General features: G+C 37.7%; 16 protein-coding genes. 11 read left to right on the top strand and 5 right to left on the bottom strand.

The window, feature by feature from the left end; translation table 11 throughout:
* Positions 1-268: 268 nt before the first annotated feature.
* Both OK18_RS08955 and msrB read right to left on the bottom strand, forming a co-directional pair.
* Positions 269-1,021 (bottom strand): murein L,D-transpeptidase catalytic domain family protein, encoded by a 753-nt coding sequence (locus OK18_RS08955; protein WP_053327784.1) that lies wholly within the window; start codon positions 1,019-1,021, stop codon positions 269-271.
* 127 nt (positions 1,022-1,148) lie between these two features.
* A complete protein-coding gene (gene msrB, locus OK18_RS08950; protein ID WP_128572420.1) occupies positions 1,149-1,595 on the bottom strand; it encodes a peptide-methionine (R)-S-oxide reductase MsrB in 447 nt (148 codons plus the stop codon).
* A gap of 179 nt (positions 1,596-1,774) precedes the next feature.
* Between msrB and OK18_RS08945 the strand changes: the two genes are divergently transcribed.
* Positions 1,775-3,019 (top strand): DUF445 domain-containing protein, encoded by a 1,245-nt coding sequence (locus OK18_RS08945; protein ID WP_053327782.1) that lies wholly within the window; start codon positions 1,775-1,777, stop codon positions 3,017-3,019.
* Positions 3,020-3,037: 18 nt separating this feature from the next.
* Complete coding sequence (locus OK18_RS08940) at positions 3,038-3,922, top strand: hypothetical protein (RefSeq protein WP_053327781.1); 885 nt, start codon at positions 3,038-3,040, stop codon at positions 3,920-3,922.
* 34 nt (positions 3,923-3,956) lie between these two features.
* Here the strand turns inward: OK18_RS08940 and OK18_RS08935 are convergent, their stop codons facing one another.
* Positions 3,957-4,994, bottom strand: a complete 1,038-nt coding sequence (locus tag OK18_RS08935; protein WP_053327780.1) for a quinone-dependent dihydroorotate dehydrogenase — start codon at positions 4,992-4,994, stop codon at positions 3,957-3,959.
* 160 nt (positions 4,995-5,154) lie between these two features.
* Entirely contained in the window at positions 5,155-5,850 is a 696-nt protein-coding gene (locus OK18_RS08930; protein WP_053327779.1) for a pseudouridine synthase, read from the bottom strand.
* A 292-nt stretch (positions 5,851-6,142) separates the two neighbouring features.
* Between OK18_RS08930 and OK18_RS08925 the strand changes: the two genes are divergently transcribed.
* The 5 genes from OK18_RS08925 (at position 6,143) to OK18_RS08905 (ending at position 11,119) form a co-directional block, all read left to right on the top strand.
* Positions 6,143-6,655 (top strand): hypothetical protein, encoded by a 513-nt coding sequence (locus tag OK18_RS08925; RefSeq protein ID WP_053327778.1) that lies wholly within the window; start codon positions 6,143-6,145, stop codon positions 6,653-6,655.
* Between the two features lie 97 nt (positions 6,656-6,752).
* Positions 6,753-8,294 carry a glycine--tRNA ligase gene (locus tag OK18_RS08920; protein WP_053327777.1) on the top strand — a complete coding sequence of 514 codons (1,542 nt, stop codon included), beginning with the start codon at positions 6,753-6,755 and terminating at the stop codon, positions 8,292-8,294.
* 106 nt (positions 8,295-8,400) lie between these two features.
* Positions 8,401-9,222, top strand: a complete 822-nt coding sequence (locus tag OK18_RS08915; protein ID WP_053327776.1) for a hypothetical protein — start codon at positions 8,401-8,403, stop codon at positions 9,220-9,222.
* A 129-nt stretch (positions 9,223-9,351) separates the two neighbouring features.
* Positions 9,352-10,485 (top strand): serine hydrolase domain-containing protein, encoded by a 1,134-nt coding sequence (locus OK18_RS08910; RefSeq protein ID WP_053327775.1) that lies wholly within the window; start codon positions 9,352-9,354, stop codon positions 10,483-10,485.
* A gap of 4 nt (positions 10,486-10,489) precedes the next feature.
* Positions 10,490-11,119: a YdeI/OmpD-associated family protein gene (locus OK18_RS08905; protein WP_053329334.1), complete on the top strand. Its 630-nt coding sequence runs from the start codon at positions 10,490-10,492 to the stop codon at positions 11,117-11,119.
* 46 nt (positions 11,120-11,165) lie between these two features.
* On the opposite strand, the gene OK18_RS08900 is transcribed toward OK18_RS08905, so the two are convergent.
* The gene (locus OK18_RS08900; RefSeq protein WP_050021589.1) at positions 11,166-12,437 is read right to left on the bottom strand and encodes a Y-family DNA polymerase; all 1,272 of its coding nucleotides are present in this window, start codon (positions 12,435-12,437) and stop codon (positions 11,166-11,168) included.
* 376 nt (positions 12,438-12,813) lie between these two features.
* Here OK18_RS08900 and OK18_RS08895 point away from each other — a divergent pair, with 376 nt between their 5' ends.
* The 4 genes from OK18_RS08895 to OK18_RS21550 all read left to right on the top strand — a co-directional run bounded on the left by OK18_RS08895 (position 12,814) and on the right by OK18_RS21550 (position 19,324).
* Positions 12,814-13,314, top strand: coding sequence for a M15 family metallopeptidase (locus tag OK18_RS08895; protein WP_050022451.1), 501 nt, complete (start codon positions 12,814-12,816; stop codon positions 13,312-13,314).
* A gap of 193 nt (positions 13,315-13,507) precedes the next feature.
* Positions 13,508-14,545: a patatin-like phospholipase family protein gene (locus OK18_RS08890; protein WP_053327774.1), complete on the top strand. Its 1,038-nt coding sequence runs from the start codon at positions 13,508-13,510 to the stop codon at positions 14,543-14,545.
* A 229-nt stretch (positions 14,546-14,774) separates the two neighbouring features.
* Positions 14,775-14,945, top strand: a complete 171-nt coding sequence (locus tag OK18_RS21170) for a hypothetical protein (RefSeq protein ID WP_156173250.1) — start codon at positions 14,775-14,777, stop codon at positions 14,943-14,945.
* A 305-nt stretch (positions 14,946-15,250) separates the two neighbouring features.
* Positions 15,251-19,324 carry a hypothetical protein gene (locus tag OK18_RS21550; protein WP_174441952.1) on the top strand — a complete coding sequence of 1,358 codons (4,074 nt, stop codon included), beginning with the start codon at positions 15,251-15,253 and terminating at the stop codon, positions 19,322-19,324.
* The last annotated feature ends 10 nt before the right edge of the window (positions 19,325-19,334 follow it).

Below are 19,334 nucleotides of genomic sequence, written 5' to 3'. Positions count from 1 at the left end.
ACAGACTTTTAGTTATTGAAGATAGATTGTATAAAAAGTTTTTTATTAAACACAGATGGACATGGATTTTCACAGATGATAACGCATAATAATGACCTCATATTTTAGAAAAATGAATCTCCATTAATAATTTTAATTAAAGCATAAACATCTGTGCAGATCTGCTAAAATCTGTGGTTAATGATTTTGAACCCAATATACACACAACTATTTGCTGCATTCAATTCATATATAAACAGAAAAGCAGTCTCACCGACTGCTTCTTTTCTTATGCTTTTAACCATTCCGAAGAGGAAAGATAATTCTGATCGGGATAGTAGATGAACAGAAGATTTCTTCCTTTTATCGTATTAATAATGGGCTGTGTAAGTTCTTTAGGAACTGCCGGACATCCCCAGCTTCTTCCAATTCTTTTGTGCATCGCAGCAAAGGAATCACTTACATAATCTGCTCCGTGCATGACAATTGCCCTTCTATACGCCGCATCATTAAATCCTTTATCCATTCCCAATAGTCTTAAAGAATATCCGTTGTCTCCCTGGTAGGTTGCATCCGTGATATAAAAACCTAAGCTGCTCTGCAACGAACTTTCCCTGTTAGAAAAATTCGTCGCAAATTCTTCGCCTGTATTTTTTCCGTGGGCAACCAATGAGTTGAATAATACTTTTTTATCATTAATATCAATAATCCAAAGCCTTTTTGTATTGGAAGACATAGAAAAATCGCAGATAGTTAATAAATGCGAATCCTGGTTAAGCAATCCTGCTTTCTTTAAATTTTCAAAACCAGTTAATGCTTTTGAGAAAACCTCATAATTTAATTCGTGTTCCGGGTCAAATGCAATGGATTGATATAGTGCTTCTGATGAAGATATGCTTGTATTCTTCTCAGATTTCGTTTCAATTACTCTTTCAGTTTTTGTTGTTTTGACATGCTCATTCTTCACTACCGCTTTCGGAGAAATGTAGAATGACGTCGTAACCATGTATACAAGGCCTATTACGCCATAAAGTCCTTTCATTCAATAATATATTAATTCCAGATTAGTGGGGCAAAATTATAAAAACATCGTTACCAGCCAGTTATAAATCTAAAAAGTTTAACTGAATTTAAGAAACTTTAACGTCCTGATTTCGTGAATTAAAGGCTTATTTTTGAGTATCGGGGGCAAATTCCAGGCTAATGGAATTCATGCAATATCTCAATCCTGTGGGCTTTGGCCCATCGTCAAAAACATGTCCCAGATGAGAGTCACATCTTTTGCAAAGGACTTCTACCCTATCCATTCCGTAAGACTGATCTCTTTTATAGTACACTCCTTCTTTATCCGCTTCAAAAAAACTTGGCCAGCCACAACTGCTTGTAAATTTCGAAGTAGAGCGGAATAAATGGTTCCCGCAAACGGCACAATAATACTCTCCGGTTTCATCAAATTCATTGTATTTTCCGGTAAAAGCCCTTTCTGTAGCAGCTTCCCGGGCAATAGCATACAAATCGGGAGCCAGTATCTTTTTCCATTCTTCGTTGGAAATGTTCAATTTGGCAGTATCTGTTCTGGAATAGTATGGATTATTTTTTGCTTCTGTATTTTCCATAAGAGTCATTTTAATAGGCTGATGCTTCTGCTCGCATGCTTGCAGAAAAATTAATATGATACCTGAAACTAAAAATTTCATTACCGGGTAAGTGCTGTAAAGTTTTTAAAAATAAATTTTTATGACTTTTGAGTTTAATAGTAAATAGTTTCATAACCAAATTTAGTAAATTTGAGAATATGAATGACGAAGCAAAAAGAAAACAACTTAGGAAATATAAAGCATTTGCAACGGGGCTATTTGTTCTGATGGCTGTTATTTTCATTGTAACAACTATTGTACAGAAGTCTGATAATTCCCATTGGATCGGCTATGTACGGGCTTTTGCTGAAGCAGCCATGGTAGGGGCACTAGCAGACTGGTTCGCTGTAACCGCTCTGTTCCGCCATCCGCTGGGACTTCCGATTCCTCATACCAATCTGATTGAAAATAGTAAGCAAAGACTTGGGGACAATCTGGGAAGTTTTGTAGTCAGCAATTTTCTTTCTCCACAGAATATTCGTCCCTATATTCAAAAGCTCAAAGTATCCAGCTTCGTCGGAGAATGGATGAGTAAACAAAAAAAACAGGATATCCTGATTAAAAATCTTTCCGATATTGTACTTGATATTCTTAACAGGCTTGATGATTCCACAGTAAGCCAGTTTATCAGCAAAAAAGTTTCTGAAATGACTGATGATGTTAAGCTTAATACTGTGGTAGGAAACGGAATCAATTATATTCTGGAGAAAAATGACCATCAGAGGATTATTACTAATCTTTCAAAACAAATTAAAGAGTACATTCTTGAAAATGATGAAATGATCAAAGAACGTGTGAAAAAAGGCAGCTACTCCTTTGTCCCGTCATTTGTAGATAATAAAATAGCTGATAAGATCGCTGATGGACTGGCAGAATTCTTTAAAGAAATTGAAGAAAACCCCCAACATCAAGTAAGAGCATTAATCACACAAAAAATCCATGAGTTTTCGGTTGACCTGAAAGAAGATCCTAAATGGGAAGATGAGTTTAAAACCATTAAAAACGGGCTTTTAAAGAATGACAAACTGGAAGAATATTCCAATGACATATGGATCTCTATTAAGCGGACCTTGATGAAAGAACTTCAGGATTCGCATTCAGCATTGAAAAATTATCTGACGAAAAACCTGAATGAATTCTCACAGAATTTAAAAACGGATGAAAACCTTCAGAATAAAATTGATCATTGGGTACGGGTAACTGCTTACAAATATATACTCAGAAATACCCACCAGTTTGGAAACCTCATCAGTACCACGGTAGGAAACTGGCAAGGAAAAGAGCTGAGTGAAAAACTGGAGCTGGAAGTAGGAAAAGATCTTCAGTTTATCCGCGTTAACGGAACATTAGTAGGAGGCCTGGTAGGTTTACTCATCTATACTGTTGCCCATTTCTTCATCTGAAACCCCTGATCATTAACCATGAAAAAAACTTTTACTCTATTCCTTTCGGGGATTTTCATCTTTTGCTTCAGCCAAAAGGTTGAGCTGAAATCAGTGACAGATTCTTCACAGGTTTTTAAAGGAGAAATTTCCGGTATCCCCATTACCCTGCACCTGAATTATACAGGGATTATAGATTGTAACCAGTACCAGCATTTCGTGGAAGGATGGTATTATTATGATAAGTATCAAAAGAAAATTCCATTAACCGGAGTGTATGATGAAGGAGATCTATTGCTCTATTATTTTGGCAAAAAGCAACAGCAGCAAGCCAAGGCTTTTAAAGAAAAAATAACTTCTCCAAGATGGGTTGAAAAAACAGACAGTATCGCTCAAAAATTCCGTCCTGCAGAAAGCTTTACCTTTAAAAGATCAGTATCAGGCCATGATATTCAGGGAATCTTTACACTAGGGAATCAACCTCAACAGGCCAAGCTCTATACCAAAAACAGTATGATCTATCGGTATAACAATTATTTACTTCTCCCGAACAATAAAAAGATCAATACTTTTGACATCATCAACCGGGCCGGCGGAAACAGCCTGGTATCCACGGCATCAGATAGTTCCGGGAACAGGGTATTGCTCTATTTTGAACAGGTTTCCAACTTTAATTACTGTGGGATGTGTGGTGCCAGTGACGGAGAAAAAGGCTACAGGGTCTTATATTTTACTAAAGACTGGAACTATAAAAATTATGAACAATTCCTTACCGAAAGCTGCAGGGAATCGATTTATAATACAATATCCTCTTCATCAAAAGACGCCAAAACATTAAAGTTCAGTATTAAGAAAACCTCATCCTCCCCGGGATATTCATTTACAGTGGATATCAGAAATGCTGCTATTACAAAATCCAAATAAAAAGAGAGTCGGTAACTGAACTCTCTTTTTGATATTATCTTGGTAATCTGCTCGCTCTTTTCAGAAGCTCCCTATTGATGTCGTTAATCAATTCCGGGCCTTCGTAAATAAATCCTGTATAAAGCTGTATAAGGCTCGCTCCTGCATCCAGCTTTTCAATCGCATCTTTCGCAGAGTGAATACCTCCTACTCCAATGATCGGGAATGCCCTTTTGCTTTTATCGGAAAGGTATCTGATCATTTTTGTACTCCTTTCACGAATTGGTTTTCCGCTTAAACCTCCGTTTCCTATTTGTTCCAGAACTTCAGGAGGGGTTTTCAGTCCCTCTCTGTTGACAGAAGTATTGGAGACAATTACACCATCGATTTTGGTTTCTGCGATCAGTTCGACTATTTCATCTAACTGATTGTTGTTAAGATCTGGAGCAATTTTCAGGAGAATAGGCTTCTGTACAGATTTTGACTGATTGATTTTCTTTACTTCCGTAATCAATTCGCGCAGATAATCTACATCTTCAAGTTTTGCGTGACTACCCACATTCGGGCAGCTTACATTGAGTACAAAATAATCTACATGGGGATGAAGGCCTTCAAAACATTCAAGATAATCGCGGGTATAGTTTTCAGGACTTGTGTCTGTATTTTTCCCGATATTTCCTCCGATGATTATTTTTCCTTTGTTGGATTTCAGTTTTTCAATAGCGGCCTCAAGACCATCATTATTGAAACCCATCCTGTTGATGATTCCCCCGTCTTCGATTAAACGGAATAATCTCTTCTTCGGATTTCCAGCCTGAGCCTTTGGTGTTACCGTTCCGATTTCTACAAAGCCGAACCCCAAATCAGCCAATTCGTTGAACAAAACTGCATTTTTATCAAAACCGGCAGCCAATCCCACAGGATTTTTAAATTTCAATCCGAAAACTTCTCTTTCCAGACGCTTGTCTTCAATAGGTTTTGGGAAAAATAATCTGGTAAGAAATCCAAAATTTTTTAGCATTGAAAACGTAAAATGATGAACTTCTTCAGGATCAAATTTAAAAAGAATCGGGCGAATGAGCGATTTGTACATTGAAAAAAAGTTTTACAAAATTACCCATTTTAAAATTAATACATAGATTATCCTAGATGTTTTATCAAAATTGTATGATATACACTATCTATAAGAGATGAAAACAGCAGTAAATTTTTGAGATAATCCTTGTCAAGGATATGCTTCTTCTTGAATTAAATTAAGAATACTGGCCCAAATCAAAATTCAAAATCTCTCCTACTCTTTTGAACTCTTCATCTACAGTAGCGTTCAGGATCATTTTTTCATTGGTAACAGGATGATTGAAAATTAATTGGTGAGCATGCAGTGTCATTTTGTTAATACCGAATGTTTGGAGCCACAATTTGTTCTGTTTATTGCAGCCGTGTTTGCGACAGCCTAAAATGGGATGCAAAATATGTTTAAAATGTTTTCTCAACTGATGAAATCGCCCTGTTTCAGGAATAGCTTCCACTAAACAATATCTTGAAGTCTGATGTTTTAAAAAAGGTAAATCAATTTCTGATTTTTGCAAAAGATGATAATACGTAATGGCATTTTGCTTGACTTCATTTTCATTGATCAGATCATAATCGATGGTCTCTTCTTCTTTCGCCCAGCCTCGCAGAATAGCAATATACTTTTTTTCCACTTCCCGGGTTGCAAAACGTTCGCTCATAATTCTCAACATCTCTTTATCTAAGGTAAACAACAAAACACCCGAAGTTTTGCGGTCTAACCGATGCACAGGATAAACTTTTTGCCCGATTTGTCTTCTCAATTCCTGAATAGCATAAGTATCTGCCTCTCCTGTATAAAAAGATTTGTGAACCAATAATCCGCTGGGTTTGTTGATGGCGATAATATGCTCGTCACGATAAAGGATTTCTAACATGGAGCAAAAGTAGAGATTTTCGATTGATTCTTGTTTCATTGGAAACTTTAAAAATGTAAGAGATCATTGTTATTCTAAACCTAACGGGTTTTAAAAACCCGTTAGGTTTTATAAGCAAACTAAAATCAATAGCTCTGATTGAGCGGCCTTTCTTCTTTTCCGGGATTAGGCGCGGCGGCTCCGCCGCCGCGCCTAATCCCGGAAAAAGCGAGTAACGAAAACAGGTCCCGGTTCCTGATAAATCTCAGCTAACATCTTTATTAGTTTTAATATTTTCGCAAAAAAATTAATCATGAAAAACTTTTTAAGCGCTTTATTGGTAAGCTTATTCTTTATGTCAACATCAGCCCAGGTTTCCGACTCTCTCAAATTAGGTAAGACCAACCGGGAATTTTTTATTAAAGGTGATCAGAAATATAAATTTTCCGAATACAAAAAAGTATTTACCAATCCCGAAGCACTGGCATATATGAAAAAAGCCAATACCAACAGTACTGTTTCACAGGTTTTTGCAGCTGTAGGTGGCGGTTTTATAGGTTTCGGGCTTGCAAAGGAGCTACTGAGGAATAAAACAGTATACCGTAATGGTATTGCCTATAAAGAAAAGCAAGCTGGCGGCTGGGGGCTTATTGGTATAGGCCTTGGCTGTGTAGGAGTAGGAATTCCTTTTGCCATTAGTGCAGGGAAGAATTTAAAAAAAGCAGTCGATACCCAAAATCAGGGGGCAGGATCTGATGAGTCAAAGGTCACGTCCTACAGGCTTGATATCCGGGGAAACGGTATTGCGTTAAGCTATAATTTCTAAAAAATATTTAAAAAGCAGTTTTTTAACTGCTTTTTTTGTTGAATCTCATGATTTTGGATCCAATTTGCTATTTTTGCACATCAGACGTAAAAAAATTATGGCAAAGCAAGAAGATGTTTTCAAGAAAGTGATTTCTCACGCTAAAGAATATGGTTTTATTTTCCCTTCGAGTGAGATCTATGATGGGTTATCCGCTGTTTATGATTATGGACAAAACGGGGCCGAACTCAAAAATAATATCAAGCAATACTGGTGGAAAGCTATGGTACAGCTTAACGAGAATATTGTGGGTATTGATTCGGCCATCCTAATGCACCCGACCACTTGGAAAGCATCCGGCCACGTAGACGCTTTTAACGATCCACTGATTGATAATAAAGATTCTAAGAAACGTTTCAGAGCAGACGTTTTGGTGGAAGATTACTGTGCGAAAATAGAAGATAAGGAGAATAAAGAAATCGAAAAAGCAGCGAAGAGATTCGGGGACGCTTTCGATAAGGCTCAATTTGAGGCTACGAATCCCAAAATTCTGGAGTACAGGGCGAAAAGAGAAGCTATCCTTTCAAGATTGGCAAAGTCATTGGAAAATGAAGACCTTGCTGATGTAAAGGCTTTGATTGAGGAGCTTGAAATTGCTGATCCTGATACGGGTTCTAAAAACTGGACCGAGGTAAGACAGTTCAACTTAATGTTCGGAACTAAGCTTGGAGCTTCTGCTGAAAATGCTATGGACCTTTACTTAAGACCGGAAACTGCACAGGGTATTTTTGTGAATTATCTGAATGTACAGAAGACCTCACGTCACAAGCTTCCTTTTGGTATTGCACAAATTGGTAAAGCCTTCAGGAATGAAATCGTGGCAAGACAGTTTATTTTCAGGATGCGTGAATTTGAGCAAATGGAAATGCAGTTTTTCGTAGCTCCAGGTACGGAACTTGAATTCTACGAGCAGTGGAAGCAGAAACGTCTGAACTGGCACCTGGCTTTAGGATTAGGGAATGAAAACTACAGATTCCATGACCATGAGAAGCTGGCTCACTACGCCAATGCTGCGGCAGATATTGAGTTTAATTTCCCATTTGGTTTTAAAGAACTGGAAGGTATCCATTCCAGAACGGATTTTGACCTGAAGGCTCATGAGAAATTCTCAGGAAGAAAATTACAATTCTTCGATCCTGAAAGAAATGAAAACTATGTTCCTTATGTAGTGGAAACCTCTGTAGGATTAGACAGATTATTCCTTTCTATCTTTTCGCACTGCTTAAAAGACGAAGTGTTGGAAGACGGTTCGGAAAGAACGGTTTTATCTTTACCTCCGGCTCTGGCACCCATCAAAGCTGCTATTCTTCCATTAATGAAGAAGGACGGACTGGCGGAATATGCAGAAAAAATCTTCAATGACCTGAAATACGATTTCAACTTATTCTACGAAGAAAAAGATGCTATCGGAAAACGTTACAGAAGACAGGATGCCATCGGTACTCCATATTGTATCACAGTAGATCATGATTCTTTAACAGATCATACAGTTACCATCAGAGACAGGGATACGATGCAACAGGAAAGAGTTCCGGTGTCAGAATTGAGAAGGATTATTGATGAAAAAACCAACTTCAGAAATTTACTTTCAAAAATATAGTATAAAGGCCCTGATTTTTCAGGGCTTTTTCATTTTCAAAAAAAAGTATATTCATATTGTGAAAATGATTATTTTTGACGCAGCTTAAAAAAAACTAATTATAACCATGAAGAAATTAATTATCTCATCACTAGCGATAGCAGTGATCTCAAGTTGTAGCTCATCAAATGATGATATCTCAAACAACAATAACAATGATACTACTCCTTACCTCTTAAAAAAATCGACTGAGCTTACTCAGGATGGCCAATCTTATGTTATAGAATATAAGTACAACGGAACTAAAATAACCGAATCCCTTGATGTTACAGACAATAAAAAGACAGTATATACTTATGACGGTGATAATATTGTAAAAACGGAAGTGTATAATAAGAATGGCGTACTGCAGGTTATGAGAGAGTTTACTTATTCCAACGGAAAACTGGTTTCTGAAAAAGTAACCGATAAACACCAGCTAGGGACATTGGTTTACACAGAAAATTATCAATATCTGAGTGACAACCATATAAAGCTCAATGATTTCCACTCCGTTACCTATGACCCGGCTACAGGGACGTATTCAAACATTCAATACGTAGAGAAAGATATTTATCTTGATGCTAACGGGAACCTGCTTTCCAGCACTTATACACATAATGGAACGACATACAGTACTACGTTTACCTATGACGGAAATAACCACCCTATGAAAAATGTAAAAGGCTTTGTGAAAATGGATATGTTCTCTCTTGGAGACGGCGAAGTGGCTTACAGCAATCTGGCTACAGCAAACGGGAAGTATACAGGAGCCGTGAGCGGAACAACTCAAACCAAAGGAACTCATACTCTTAATGCCGCCAATTATCCTACCAAATCGGTAATGAAGTATACAAGCTCTTCTTTCGGAACCAATGAGCATACTTATCTTTACGAATATAATAAGTAATTCTTTATTGTATCACAATATATAGCCCTGGAATTCTTTCAGGGCTTTTTTTATTTAATCATTTATCCATTCATTTTCATTTTTCTAACCAAATTATTTTACATTTGTTAAAGACGATTCACAAATAATATGAGAATACTGAAGTACATGATAGGAGGTGCCATAGCCGGTGCTGCCGCTGCTTATCTTATGGGATACGATTATTTATTCAGCGGAATTTCCAAAACGTATCTTAAAGGAAAATCAAGCGCCTATATTGATGACGGGAATCTTTTTCCCGGCAATCCTATTGTAACGGAATCTCCTAAGCTATGGGAAGAGGATCCTGAATATAACAAAAAAGAATTACCTAAACATTTAGTTGAAAACTTAAAACATTCCAGAACAGCAGCTTTTGTAGTGATCCGAAAAGGAAGGATTCTCCATGAGCAATATTGGGAAGGATATAATCAGCTGTCACAAACCAATTCTTTTTCTATGGCAAAAGCCGTTACCGTCATGCTTTTGGGAAAGGCTCTGGAAGAAGGCATCATTCAAACCATTGATGAAAGGCTGGCCAATCTGTATCCTGAGTTTAAAGAGAAAACATTTGGAGACCTGGTCACTCTTAAGAACCTGGCCCAAATGGAAGCAGGGCTTGATTGGGATGAAAATTACAACAACCCATTTCTGCCTAATGCAAAAGCCTATTATGGAAGAAGCCTGATGAAGGCAGTATTTTCAAGAAAGTTTAAACAAGAACCCGGAACACAGTTTGAATATCAAAGCGGCTCTACCCAGCTTCTCGGATTCGCTCTGAAAAAAGCCTTAGGAAAACCATTGGCAACTTATCTTTCCGAAAAATTCTGGATCCCTTTGGGAATGGAACAAAATGCCAAATGGAGTACAGACGGGTATGGCATGGAAAAAACCTATTGCTGTATCCACTCCAATGCACGGGATTTTGCCAAACTGGGACAACTCTTTTTAGATGACGGCAAATCAGAAAATCAACAGGTTCTCAATACAGACTTTATTGAGCAGATGAGGACTCCTACAGAAAAATCGGAAGGGATATATGGAATGGGGCTCTGGATCAATAATGATAATCCGGTCAGGCATTATTATTTCCAGGGATTACAAGGACAATACATTATTGTAGTTCCTGACCATGATATGGTTATTGTGAGAACGGGAAGCTATCTCAATAGTCCTAAAAACGACAGAGGAAGACCTGACCAGGTAAGATTCCTCGTTAATGAAACCGTACAATTATTCCAATAAATATATGACAGAGCAATACAGCATAAAAGTTGATGAATACATCGAAAAATCTCCGGATTTTGCTAAACCCATCTTAACCTACCTCCGTGAAATGATTCATGAAGTATGTCCGGATGCGGAAGAAACTATCAAATGGAAGTTTCCCACTTTCATGTATAAAGGAAAAATACTCTGCTCTATTACTTCTTTCAAGCAGTATTGCAGCCTTGGATTCTGGCTTCATCAGGAAATGAAAACGCTGAAAGAACTGGAAACTTCTGCTGAAAAAAGCTCGATGTTCAGTCTGGGAAAAATCACCAAAATGGAAGATCTCCCTTCCAGACATCAGCTCAAAAAGGCTATCAAAGAAGCCATGGAACTTACAGATATGGGGGTTACCATGAAAAAGGCAGCTCCTTCCAAAATGGAAATGGAAGTTCCTGATTATTTTCAGTCTGCCTTAGATACTAATAAAAAAGCGTTGGAAGTTTTTCAGAAAGCATCCCCATCATTCAGAAAGGAATATATCTCCTGGATTACTGAAGCGAAAACAGAAGCTACACGTAATAAAAGAATAGAACAGTCTTTGGAATGGATGGCTGAAGGTAAAGGCCGTAATTGGAAGTACGAAAAAAAATCACACAAAAACTCATGAGGAAAAGAAATTATTCCTTTTCCTAAGACTATCGACCTTTTAAAGATTAATGAAACCTGAAATTGGCTTCAGGCAAAATATTATTTTTTAAGAAGGCCTCATATTCCGGGGAAAGTTTTGCACGGCCAAAAGTATTTTCACCACTCATGCTTCCCAGGCGGACCTTATCTTTACCGTATTTCCGGTTCATAGCATCCATAGCTCTCATAACGGGAAGATGCTGGTTTTGTATATCTTCTTCAAACAGGCTGATTTGTCTTTGATCCTCTGGCACAAAATCATTGACGATAACACCTGCTCTTTTATAATGAAAGCCGTCTTTATAGATTGCTTCAAAAAGTTCATTCACTACCCTTCCTATCAGAATAGAGGAATTGGTAGGATTGGAAAGGATACGGGTCATGGCATTCCTGTATTCAGGGAGATCCTTTCTGAAGCGGTTGGTCTGCACAAAAACGGTGATCATTTTACAGCACGTATTTTGTTTTCTGAGCCTTTCAGAGCAGTACATTCCGAAAGTTTCCACCCGTTCTCTCACCTCCTCCTTTCTGGTCAGCATCTCCATAAAACTTCTGGTTACTGCTATGGATTTTTTGGGAGCAGGAGTATCCAGCTCCAATTGCCGGATCCCTTTCAGCTCATTAATCATCCTTACCCCATGGATCCCCATAATCTTCCGTACCCACATTTCCGGCTTCTGAAGGAGGTCCCATGCCTTGTACACCCCATTATCGTGCATCTTAGCTGCCAATCTTCTTCCTATTCCCCATACAGCTTCTATTGGCAGCCATTTTAGTGCTTTTTCAATTTTTTCAGGAGTATCCAGGAGATAAACTCCATTAAAATTTTCCGGGAAATCTTTTACAATTCTATTAGCCACTTTACATAAGGTTTTTGTAGGAGCAATACCTATGCTTACAGGGATGCTCTCCTTCTCATAGATCTCAGTTTTAATTTTAAGACAATATTCGTGGATGTCAATATACTTATAGCCCGTAAGATCAAGGAAGAGCTCATCAATACTGTAAACCTCATGTTCCAATACATAGGATTTGGCAATATTAATAACCATTTGGCTTTTATAATTGTACAGCTCAAATTTGGCAGAAAAACTTTTCACATCATGCTTCTGAAAGAGCTCCTTGTATTTGAAAGCCGGGGCAGCCATGGGAATGCCCAGGTCTTTTGCCTCTTTACTTCTGGACACAACGCATCCGTCGTTGTTGGAAAGAACCACAACGGGCTTGCCTTCAAGTTCAGGATCCAGGGTCCTTTCACAGGAAACAAAAAAATTATTGCAATCTACCAGGGCATACATAGCAATTGTGTTGTAAATGTCTATACAAAATTATTGTTTTTAAAGAATAAAAAAATCTTTTAGACCAGAATTAACATCACATTTAACATATTGAAAAACAAATGAATGATCTTTTAAAATACGACATGTTTTGTCGCATTAACCTGCTAGTTTTGTGTTCAAAAACATTTTTTTGACAATGAATCCTCTTCAGCTGTCTTGCATCAATGCAAGAATAGCTCAATCTTATCAGAGCTTCAATAAGAACTTATAAAGCTCATCATCATTACGAAAGTATAACTTTCAACAAAAAGATTGAAATTGTTAGAAAATTTCATCAAACACGTCAAGTTTCGTCGCAAAGACCCTGTACTTTTGTTTTATAGCAATAAAAATTATGGACAAAATAACATTAGACAGAATCCGGAAGCTTCATCCGGTAGTCCGGGAGGAAGTTAAGCAGATCATTAAAGAATGCGATGAAGCTCTTACCGGAAAAGCCAAGGTAAGAATTACCCAGGGATTAAGATCTTTTGAGGAGCAGGAAAAACTTTATGCAATCGGAAGAATTACCTCGGGAAGAAAGGTAACCAATGCAAAAGCCGGACAGAGTATCCACAATTATGGGCTTGCCGTGGATATCTGCCTGATTATTGATGGAAAAGCAGCAAGCTGGGACACTGTAAAAGATTGGGATAATGATAAAGTAGCCGATTGGTATGAATGCGTAAAAATTTTCGCTAAACATGGATGGGACTGGGGAGGAAACTGGAAGACTTTTAAAGATCTTCCCCATTTTGAAAAAAGGATGATTCCATCGCAAAAAGGCCTTATAAAAACCAACTGGAGAACACTTTTGAAAATGCCCAGGGATTCACAAAATTATGTCATTTTTTAATTCTCCTGAGTTGGAAATTAATTAAAATACGACAAGTTCTGTCGCTTCCCCGTCTTACCTTTGCTTTACAAGTTTAACAACAAAAAAAGCAATAAAATCCAGACATAAAAGCCGGAATATTACCTAAGATATCTATCGGTCTCATGGATTTTTACATTGCATGTGTCTTTTTAACAACCAATTAAAACATCACATGAAAAAGATAACCATTCTTTCTTTGGACGGGGGTGGAATAAGAGGAATTATTACCTGTATTATTCTACGTTACATAGAAGAACAGCTCCAGTATTATGATAAACCGGGTGCCAAGCTCGGAGATTATTTTGATCTGGTGGCAGGCAGCAGTACAGGAGGACTGATTGCTTCTATTATTCTATGTCCCGATGAAGCCCGGAAAGCAAAATATTCTATCCAGAAAGGATTAGAGTTGTATGCAGAAAAGGGCGGCGACATCTTCCAGGTTTCTTTTTGGGAAAAGCTGGTTAATCCTTTTGGATTATTGAATGAAAGAATTTCGCAAGAAGCGCTTAAAAAAAATTTGAATGACTTTTTTGGAAATTTAGAATTAAAAGAATTAATAAAACCTTGTTTAATTACAAGCTATGATATAGAAAACAGAAGGGCTAAACTTTTCAATTCATGGGAGGCAAACCTCAGCACAGATAATTTTTACGTAAAGGATATATGCAGGGCAACTTCAGCGGCACCTACCTATTTCAGTCCGGTACAGATCAAATCTATGTACGGCCAGATTTTCAGCCTGATCGATGGAGGTATGTTTGCCAACAATCCTGCACTTTGTGCCTATGCAGAAGCCAGAAAAGTTCCTTTTGCAGAAGTATTAAAAAACCATCAGAAAGCCAACCATCCGGGAGTGAATGACATGATCATAATTTCTATCGGAACAGGAGTTGAAGCCAGACCTTATTCTTTCAAGAGACTTGAAAAAGCGGGAAAAATAGGCTGGGTTAATCCGATTATTGACATCCTGATGTCTGCCAATGCAGAAACAGTAGATTACCAGTTGGATCAAATGTTCCAGACTTTAGGGTTAAGAAACCAGAAAAACTATTACCGTTTGAATCCTTCTTTAAAAAATGCTTCTCCTGCAATGGATAACGTGAGGAGATCCAATATTGAAAACCTGATACAAGCCGGTTTGAGCTACATTGATGATAACAGAGAAACACTGAATCAAATTGTTCAGAAACTCATTAAAAACAAAATATAAGCTATCAAGCTTATAAAGACACAATATAAGCTTAAAAACTTATATCAGAAAATAAAAGATTTTTTTAACACGTCGAGTTTTGTCGCTTTCCCCTGCTATTTTTGGAGTATAAAACAAAGCCACAAAAAACAATCTATAAAAATTTAAAAAGCCTTTAAATTCAACATTTACCAATGTTGGACAGCCTGAAATATGTTTAAAAAATAACCAATATCCTAAAGCACATAATATGGAAACAACCCATCACAATTCCCATATAGACTTCGATGAAGATCTTTATACCATAGAATGGAGCGACATCGAAAATGCTGAGATGGATTATGAAAACTATCTCAACGACATTGAAAATTTCTTCAGAGAAGATTTTGAGAATGATACTCTGGAAGAAGAAACCTTATAAAAACTTTTAACCTTGCTAAGTTCTGACGCTGTCCACTGTTTCTTTGCAGCCTCTATAATGCCTTTATAGCAGCTTTATCAATTTTCGCAACGCCTTTGAATCACCATTCACAAAAAGAGTGGACAGCCGGAACTATGCCAAAAAACTAATAACCATTTTTAAATGAATCTGAAAATTAAGAAATCAGGTGGATATCCTTTTGCCGGAAACCACCTTAAAAAATAAGGTAAAGTATCTGAAACCCATCTATTAAAAAGACGTTTCAAAATTTAATTCAATTAATAAATACCTAACAACATTACAAAATGAGCGATATTGAAAATAAAGCAGCCGGTTCTGCTGACAATACACCATCACAAACACTTTTCAGATTTGTAAGCCTTAGAAGCCCTCAGCAATCTGATGATAAAGAACAGGATAAAAGATTTATTCTGGCACCTGGAAAATTAAAGGAAAGCCATTTCTACAAATATGTATTGAGCCAACCTGCAACACCGAGAAAGCAATCATTAAGTGAATATGCAAGAACATATGAAGAGACCCAGGATTGTATAAAAGATAAAGATTATTTGAAAAATACCTTTCCTGAATTATATGATTTTTCTATTGAAATTGCCAAAAATAAACAGTCTGTTACTGGTACAGAACTGGAAAAAAGTGTGAGGCATTTGCAAGATGTTTTTGCCACTGATGATATCAAAATAATCCTCCTTCTTTGGAATAACCTTATCTACCAGGTAGTATCTCAAAAAGATTTTTATATCAAAGAAACTCTTATGCAGATGCTTCTTGGGTTACATGTAGCTCAGAATTTTGATGTCTCAAAGAGCAACCTACTTATCAATGCAAGAGTAGTATTACCCAAAGATCTGATAATGGACAACCCGGATGCCTTTCCAATAGGCTCCGCTGCAAGGATGGAAATAGAGGAAGGAGAAGTTACTTCACCTTCTTCATATATGGAAAAACAGCAAAAAATCCAGGAAGCTAAAGCATTATTAGACCGCTATGAAACACTGAACAAAGAGATTGCCCTTATTGAAAACAATTATAATAACGAATATCAACGTGAATATAAAGGCAGCGAGGAAAAGTACAGAGAATCAATTCAGCCACTTATCGATGAATATAATGCCCGTGTAGAAGAAGTAAAAAGAAAATATTGTGACATCAGAAATCCGGAGCAGCCATATAATCCTTTGGATCCCTGTCAGCAGCCGGAACAAGTTCCTTATCCGAAGATTCCAAAATTTGAATTTTCTTTCCGCCCTGAAATAGATGGAAGAACAATAGCCGATTCATTGAAGCCGGCCAGCGTTGATACGGTTCTATCTCTTTTGGATTATGACTTTTCCGGCCCGGAAAAAGAAAGAATAGATAATGCAGGAACTATTGATACTTTACTGGCAGGCAGAAATAAATTTTCTGAATTGAAAGATCTTATTATCAATGCCAGGGAAAAAGCCAACAGGGTTATTGTAGATAACATTTTGGATAACGCAGAAACTTATACCAGCATTGGAGGAGTTATTCTTCCTGTTTCCAGAGTAGAGACAATTCCCTTTTCCTATCAGTTATGTCCCAGATTTATTTTAAGAAACACTTGCCTGGACCTGTCTATCGATGTACCGGATGCCTCATGGAATGTAGCCAGCATGAGCTATACGCTTTACACCAATGCAGGGCCTGTTTCCGGAACATATTTTGAGAAAAACCGGGTAGGAAATAAAATATTCTTAACCAAACTATTGGGCACTGCTACAACAGATGGAGTTTACATTTCTCAGACGGAAAACTTTTCAATGGATGTCAAGATTACCTTCACCAATGGTAAAATAACCATTTTTCATCCAAGGATTATTACAATGAAGTCCTGCTACTCCTCTGCTTTTGAAATCGTTAATGAAATAAAGAATCCTGTTGAGCCAGACGATTCTTTCATTCCATCAGGCTTCGGATTTAAACAGATAGGTATTGCAGATTACCTTAAAGTAGAACAAACTACTCATGCTTACGTAGAAGGAGAAGTTGCCCACATTGAAAACATCATGGCTCGCGAATATCGTGAAAAGGCCACAAGAAGGCTAAGAAGAAGCGAGAATACAACCACCACATCCTCCGATACTGAAAGGGAGAAACTTACGGACACTACTACTGCTACCAGGTTTGAAATGCAGACAGAAATTGCCAAAATGCTACAGGAAGCCAGAGACACCAATGTACAGGCCCATTTTGATGCAACCTGGAAAACAGGAACAGGGCCAATGGCAGCTACTTTAAACACCGGGATCGCAGGAGGATATGCCAATCATTCTTCTAAAGAGGAAAGTACCAGACAAGCGATGACTCAGGCCCAGGACATTACAGCCAGAGCCCTTGACAGAGTTGTTACTAAAGTACATGAAGAAAGGATTGAGAAAATCATTGAAGAGTTTGAAGAAAACAATAAACACGGATTTGATAACACCAAAGGAGATAAGCATGTAGTCGGAGTTTTCCGTTGGGTAGATAAACTCATGAAAAATCAGATCTACAATTACGGGAAACGTATGATGTTTGAATTCATGGTCCCTCAGCCGGCCAAACTCCATACCTTGGGCATGACCTTGGACAAGTCAGCAACCAAAAGTGATCTTGTAAAACCTGAAGATCCAAGAAAAGCAACGTACTTACCTATAGAAAGTTATGCTGCATTAACTAATGAAGCCGCTTTAAGATATTGGGTGAGTAAATACAATGTTGAAATCGATGAAAAACCTTCTGAATTTTTTAGTATCAGTAAATCATTCAGCGGACGTGACGGAAATTTCGGGGGGAAAGATGACGATAAAGTTCAGATTGTTAATGGAAATGGAGAAATGGAAGTTCCGGAAGGCTATATCGTAAGAAATGCCGACTATACTTTCCAGACTTATCCGCATAGCTTTAAAGGCGCCCACCAGGCTTTCATGACCATCGGAGGACAAGGCACCTATTGGATTACTTCACCAGCGAGTACCCAAGTCAGTGGAACTACAGGAACCCTGAACATTAAAAATAAGCTGGAATTCAGTTTTGCTACCGGAGAAAGCCCAATTATCCAAGGAACTCTGAAACTTAATTTAGAGTTAACCCCCGAAACAAGAAATGCATGGCTTCAGAAAACATTCAAAGCGATTATTGACGGATATGAAAAAGCATTAGCAATTTACGAACAAAGGCTGGCAGAAGAAAAAGCCAATGGTATTCAAATTAAAGGTACCAATCCAGGGTTTTACCGTCAAATCGAAAATACGGTTCTTCGTAAAAACTGTATTTCCTATATGGTCAACAGAGCAGCCAATTCCACACATGGGTATGGAATGGCAGGATTAACCACTGGAAGCACTTTTACCGACTATGAAACCAACCTTTCTTCAACACTGGATAAATATACAGCCTTCCTGAAATTCATGGAGCAAGCTTTTGAATGGGAAAATCTTTCTTATTATTTGTACCCTTATTATTGGGCTAACAAAACAGAATGGACCAATCTTTACCAGGCGGAAGATGTAGATCCTTTATTTAGAGCTTTCCTGCAGAGTGGTATGGCCAGAGTGGTAGTAACCGTTCGTCCCGGCTTCGAAGATGCTGTTCAGTTTTATATGGCTACCGGGAAAATCTGGAATGGCGGAGAAGTTCCTGTAATAGGAGATCCTCTTTACCTGTCAATCGTAGATGAAATGAAAGAACCAAAAGGAGTAAAACAAGGAAAAGCCTGGATCACAAGACTTCCTACTCCTTTAAACATTCTTCAGGCTGAAAGTATTGGCTTGAAAGTACAACACGCTTTACCGTTCACTGTTGAAGACCCTAATGAGTTTGAGGTACCTGGTGACGTGATTACAGATAGTAATTTCGTTAAAGATGAATCGCTTTTAGGCAATGCCTCTTCAGAAAAATGGATTCAATTGACCTGGAATGCCATGGACAGTGAATCTTATGCTACCATTGGAGATTTGGATCAACAGGCAGTTTTCCCGAGGGTCTATGAGTTTCAGGGAAACTCAATAACGATTGATAGAGATGCTAACTGGCAGAAAACAGATTCTGCTATTAAATTCTATGAAGAACTGGCTTACGAAATTTCTAAAACAGATGGTGTAGAAGTTCTTCCAAGTGAGCTGCGAGGATTACGCTTAAGAATTGATGTCAATAAAATCAAGAGTTTTAAATTATGTAAGCCTAATCCATCAAGCAATGATGATATTTTAGAATTTATTACAGATGGAAATTCTTATCTAAAATTCTCAAATGGGCTATCACAATATGGAATAGCAAGAACCCTGGACAAGAATGGAAACAAATTGACTGAACAGGATTTCCTAGACAAAGCTCCACTGAAGAAATTCTTACTATAATCCTGAAAAA

It is taken from the genome of Chryseobacterium gallinarum (genome assembly GCF_001021975.1).
GTDB classification, from domain to species: Bacteria; Bacteroidota; Bacteroidia; order Flavobacteriales; family Weeksellaceae; genus Chryseobacterium; species Chryseobacterium gallinarum.
Note: the sequence above shows the minus strand (reverse complement) of the source record. Positions and strands in the feature narration are given on the sequence as shown.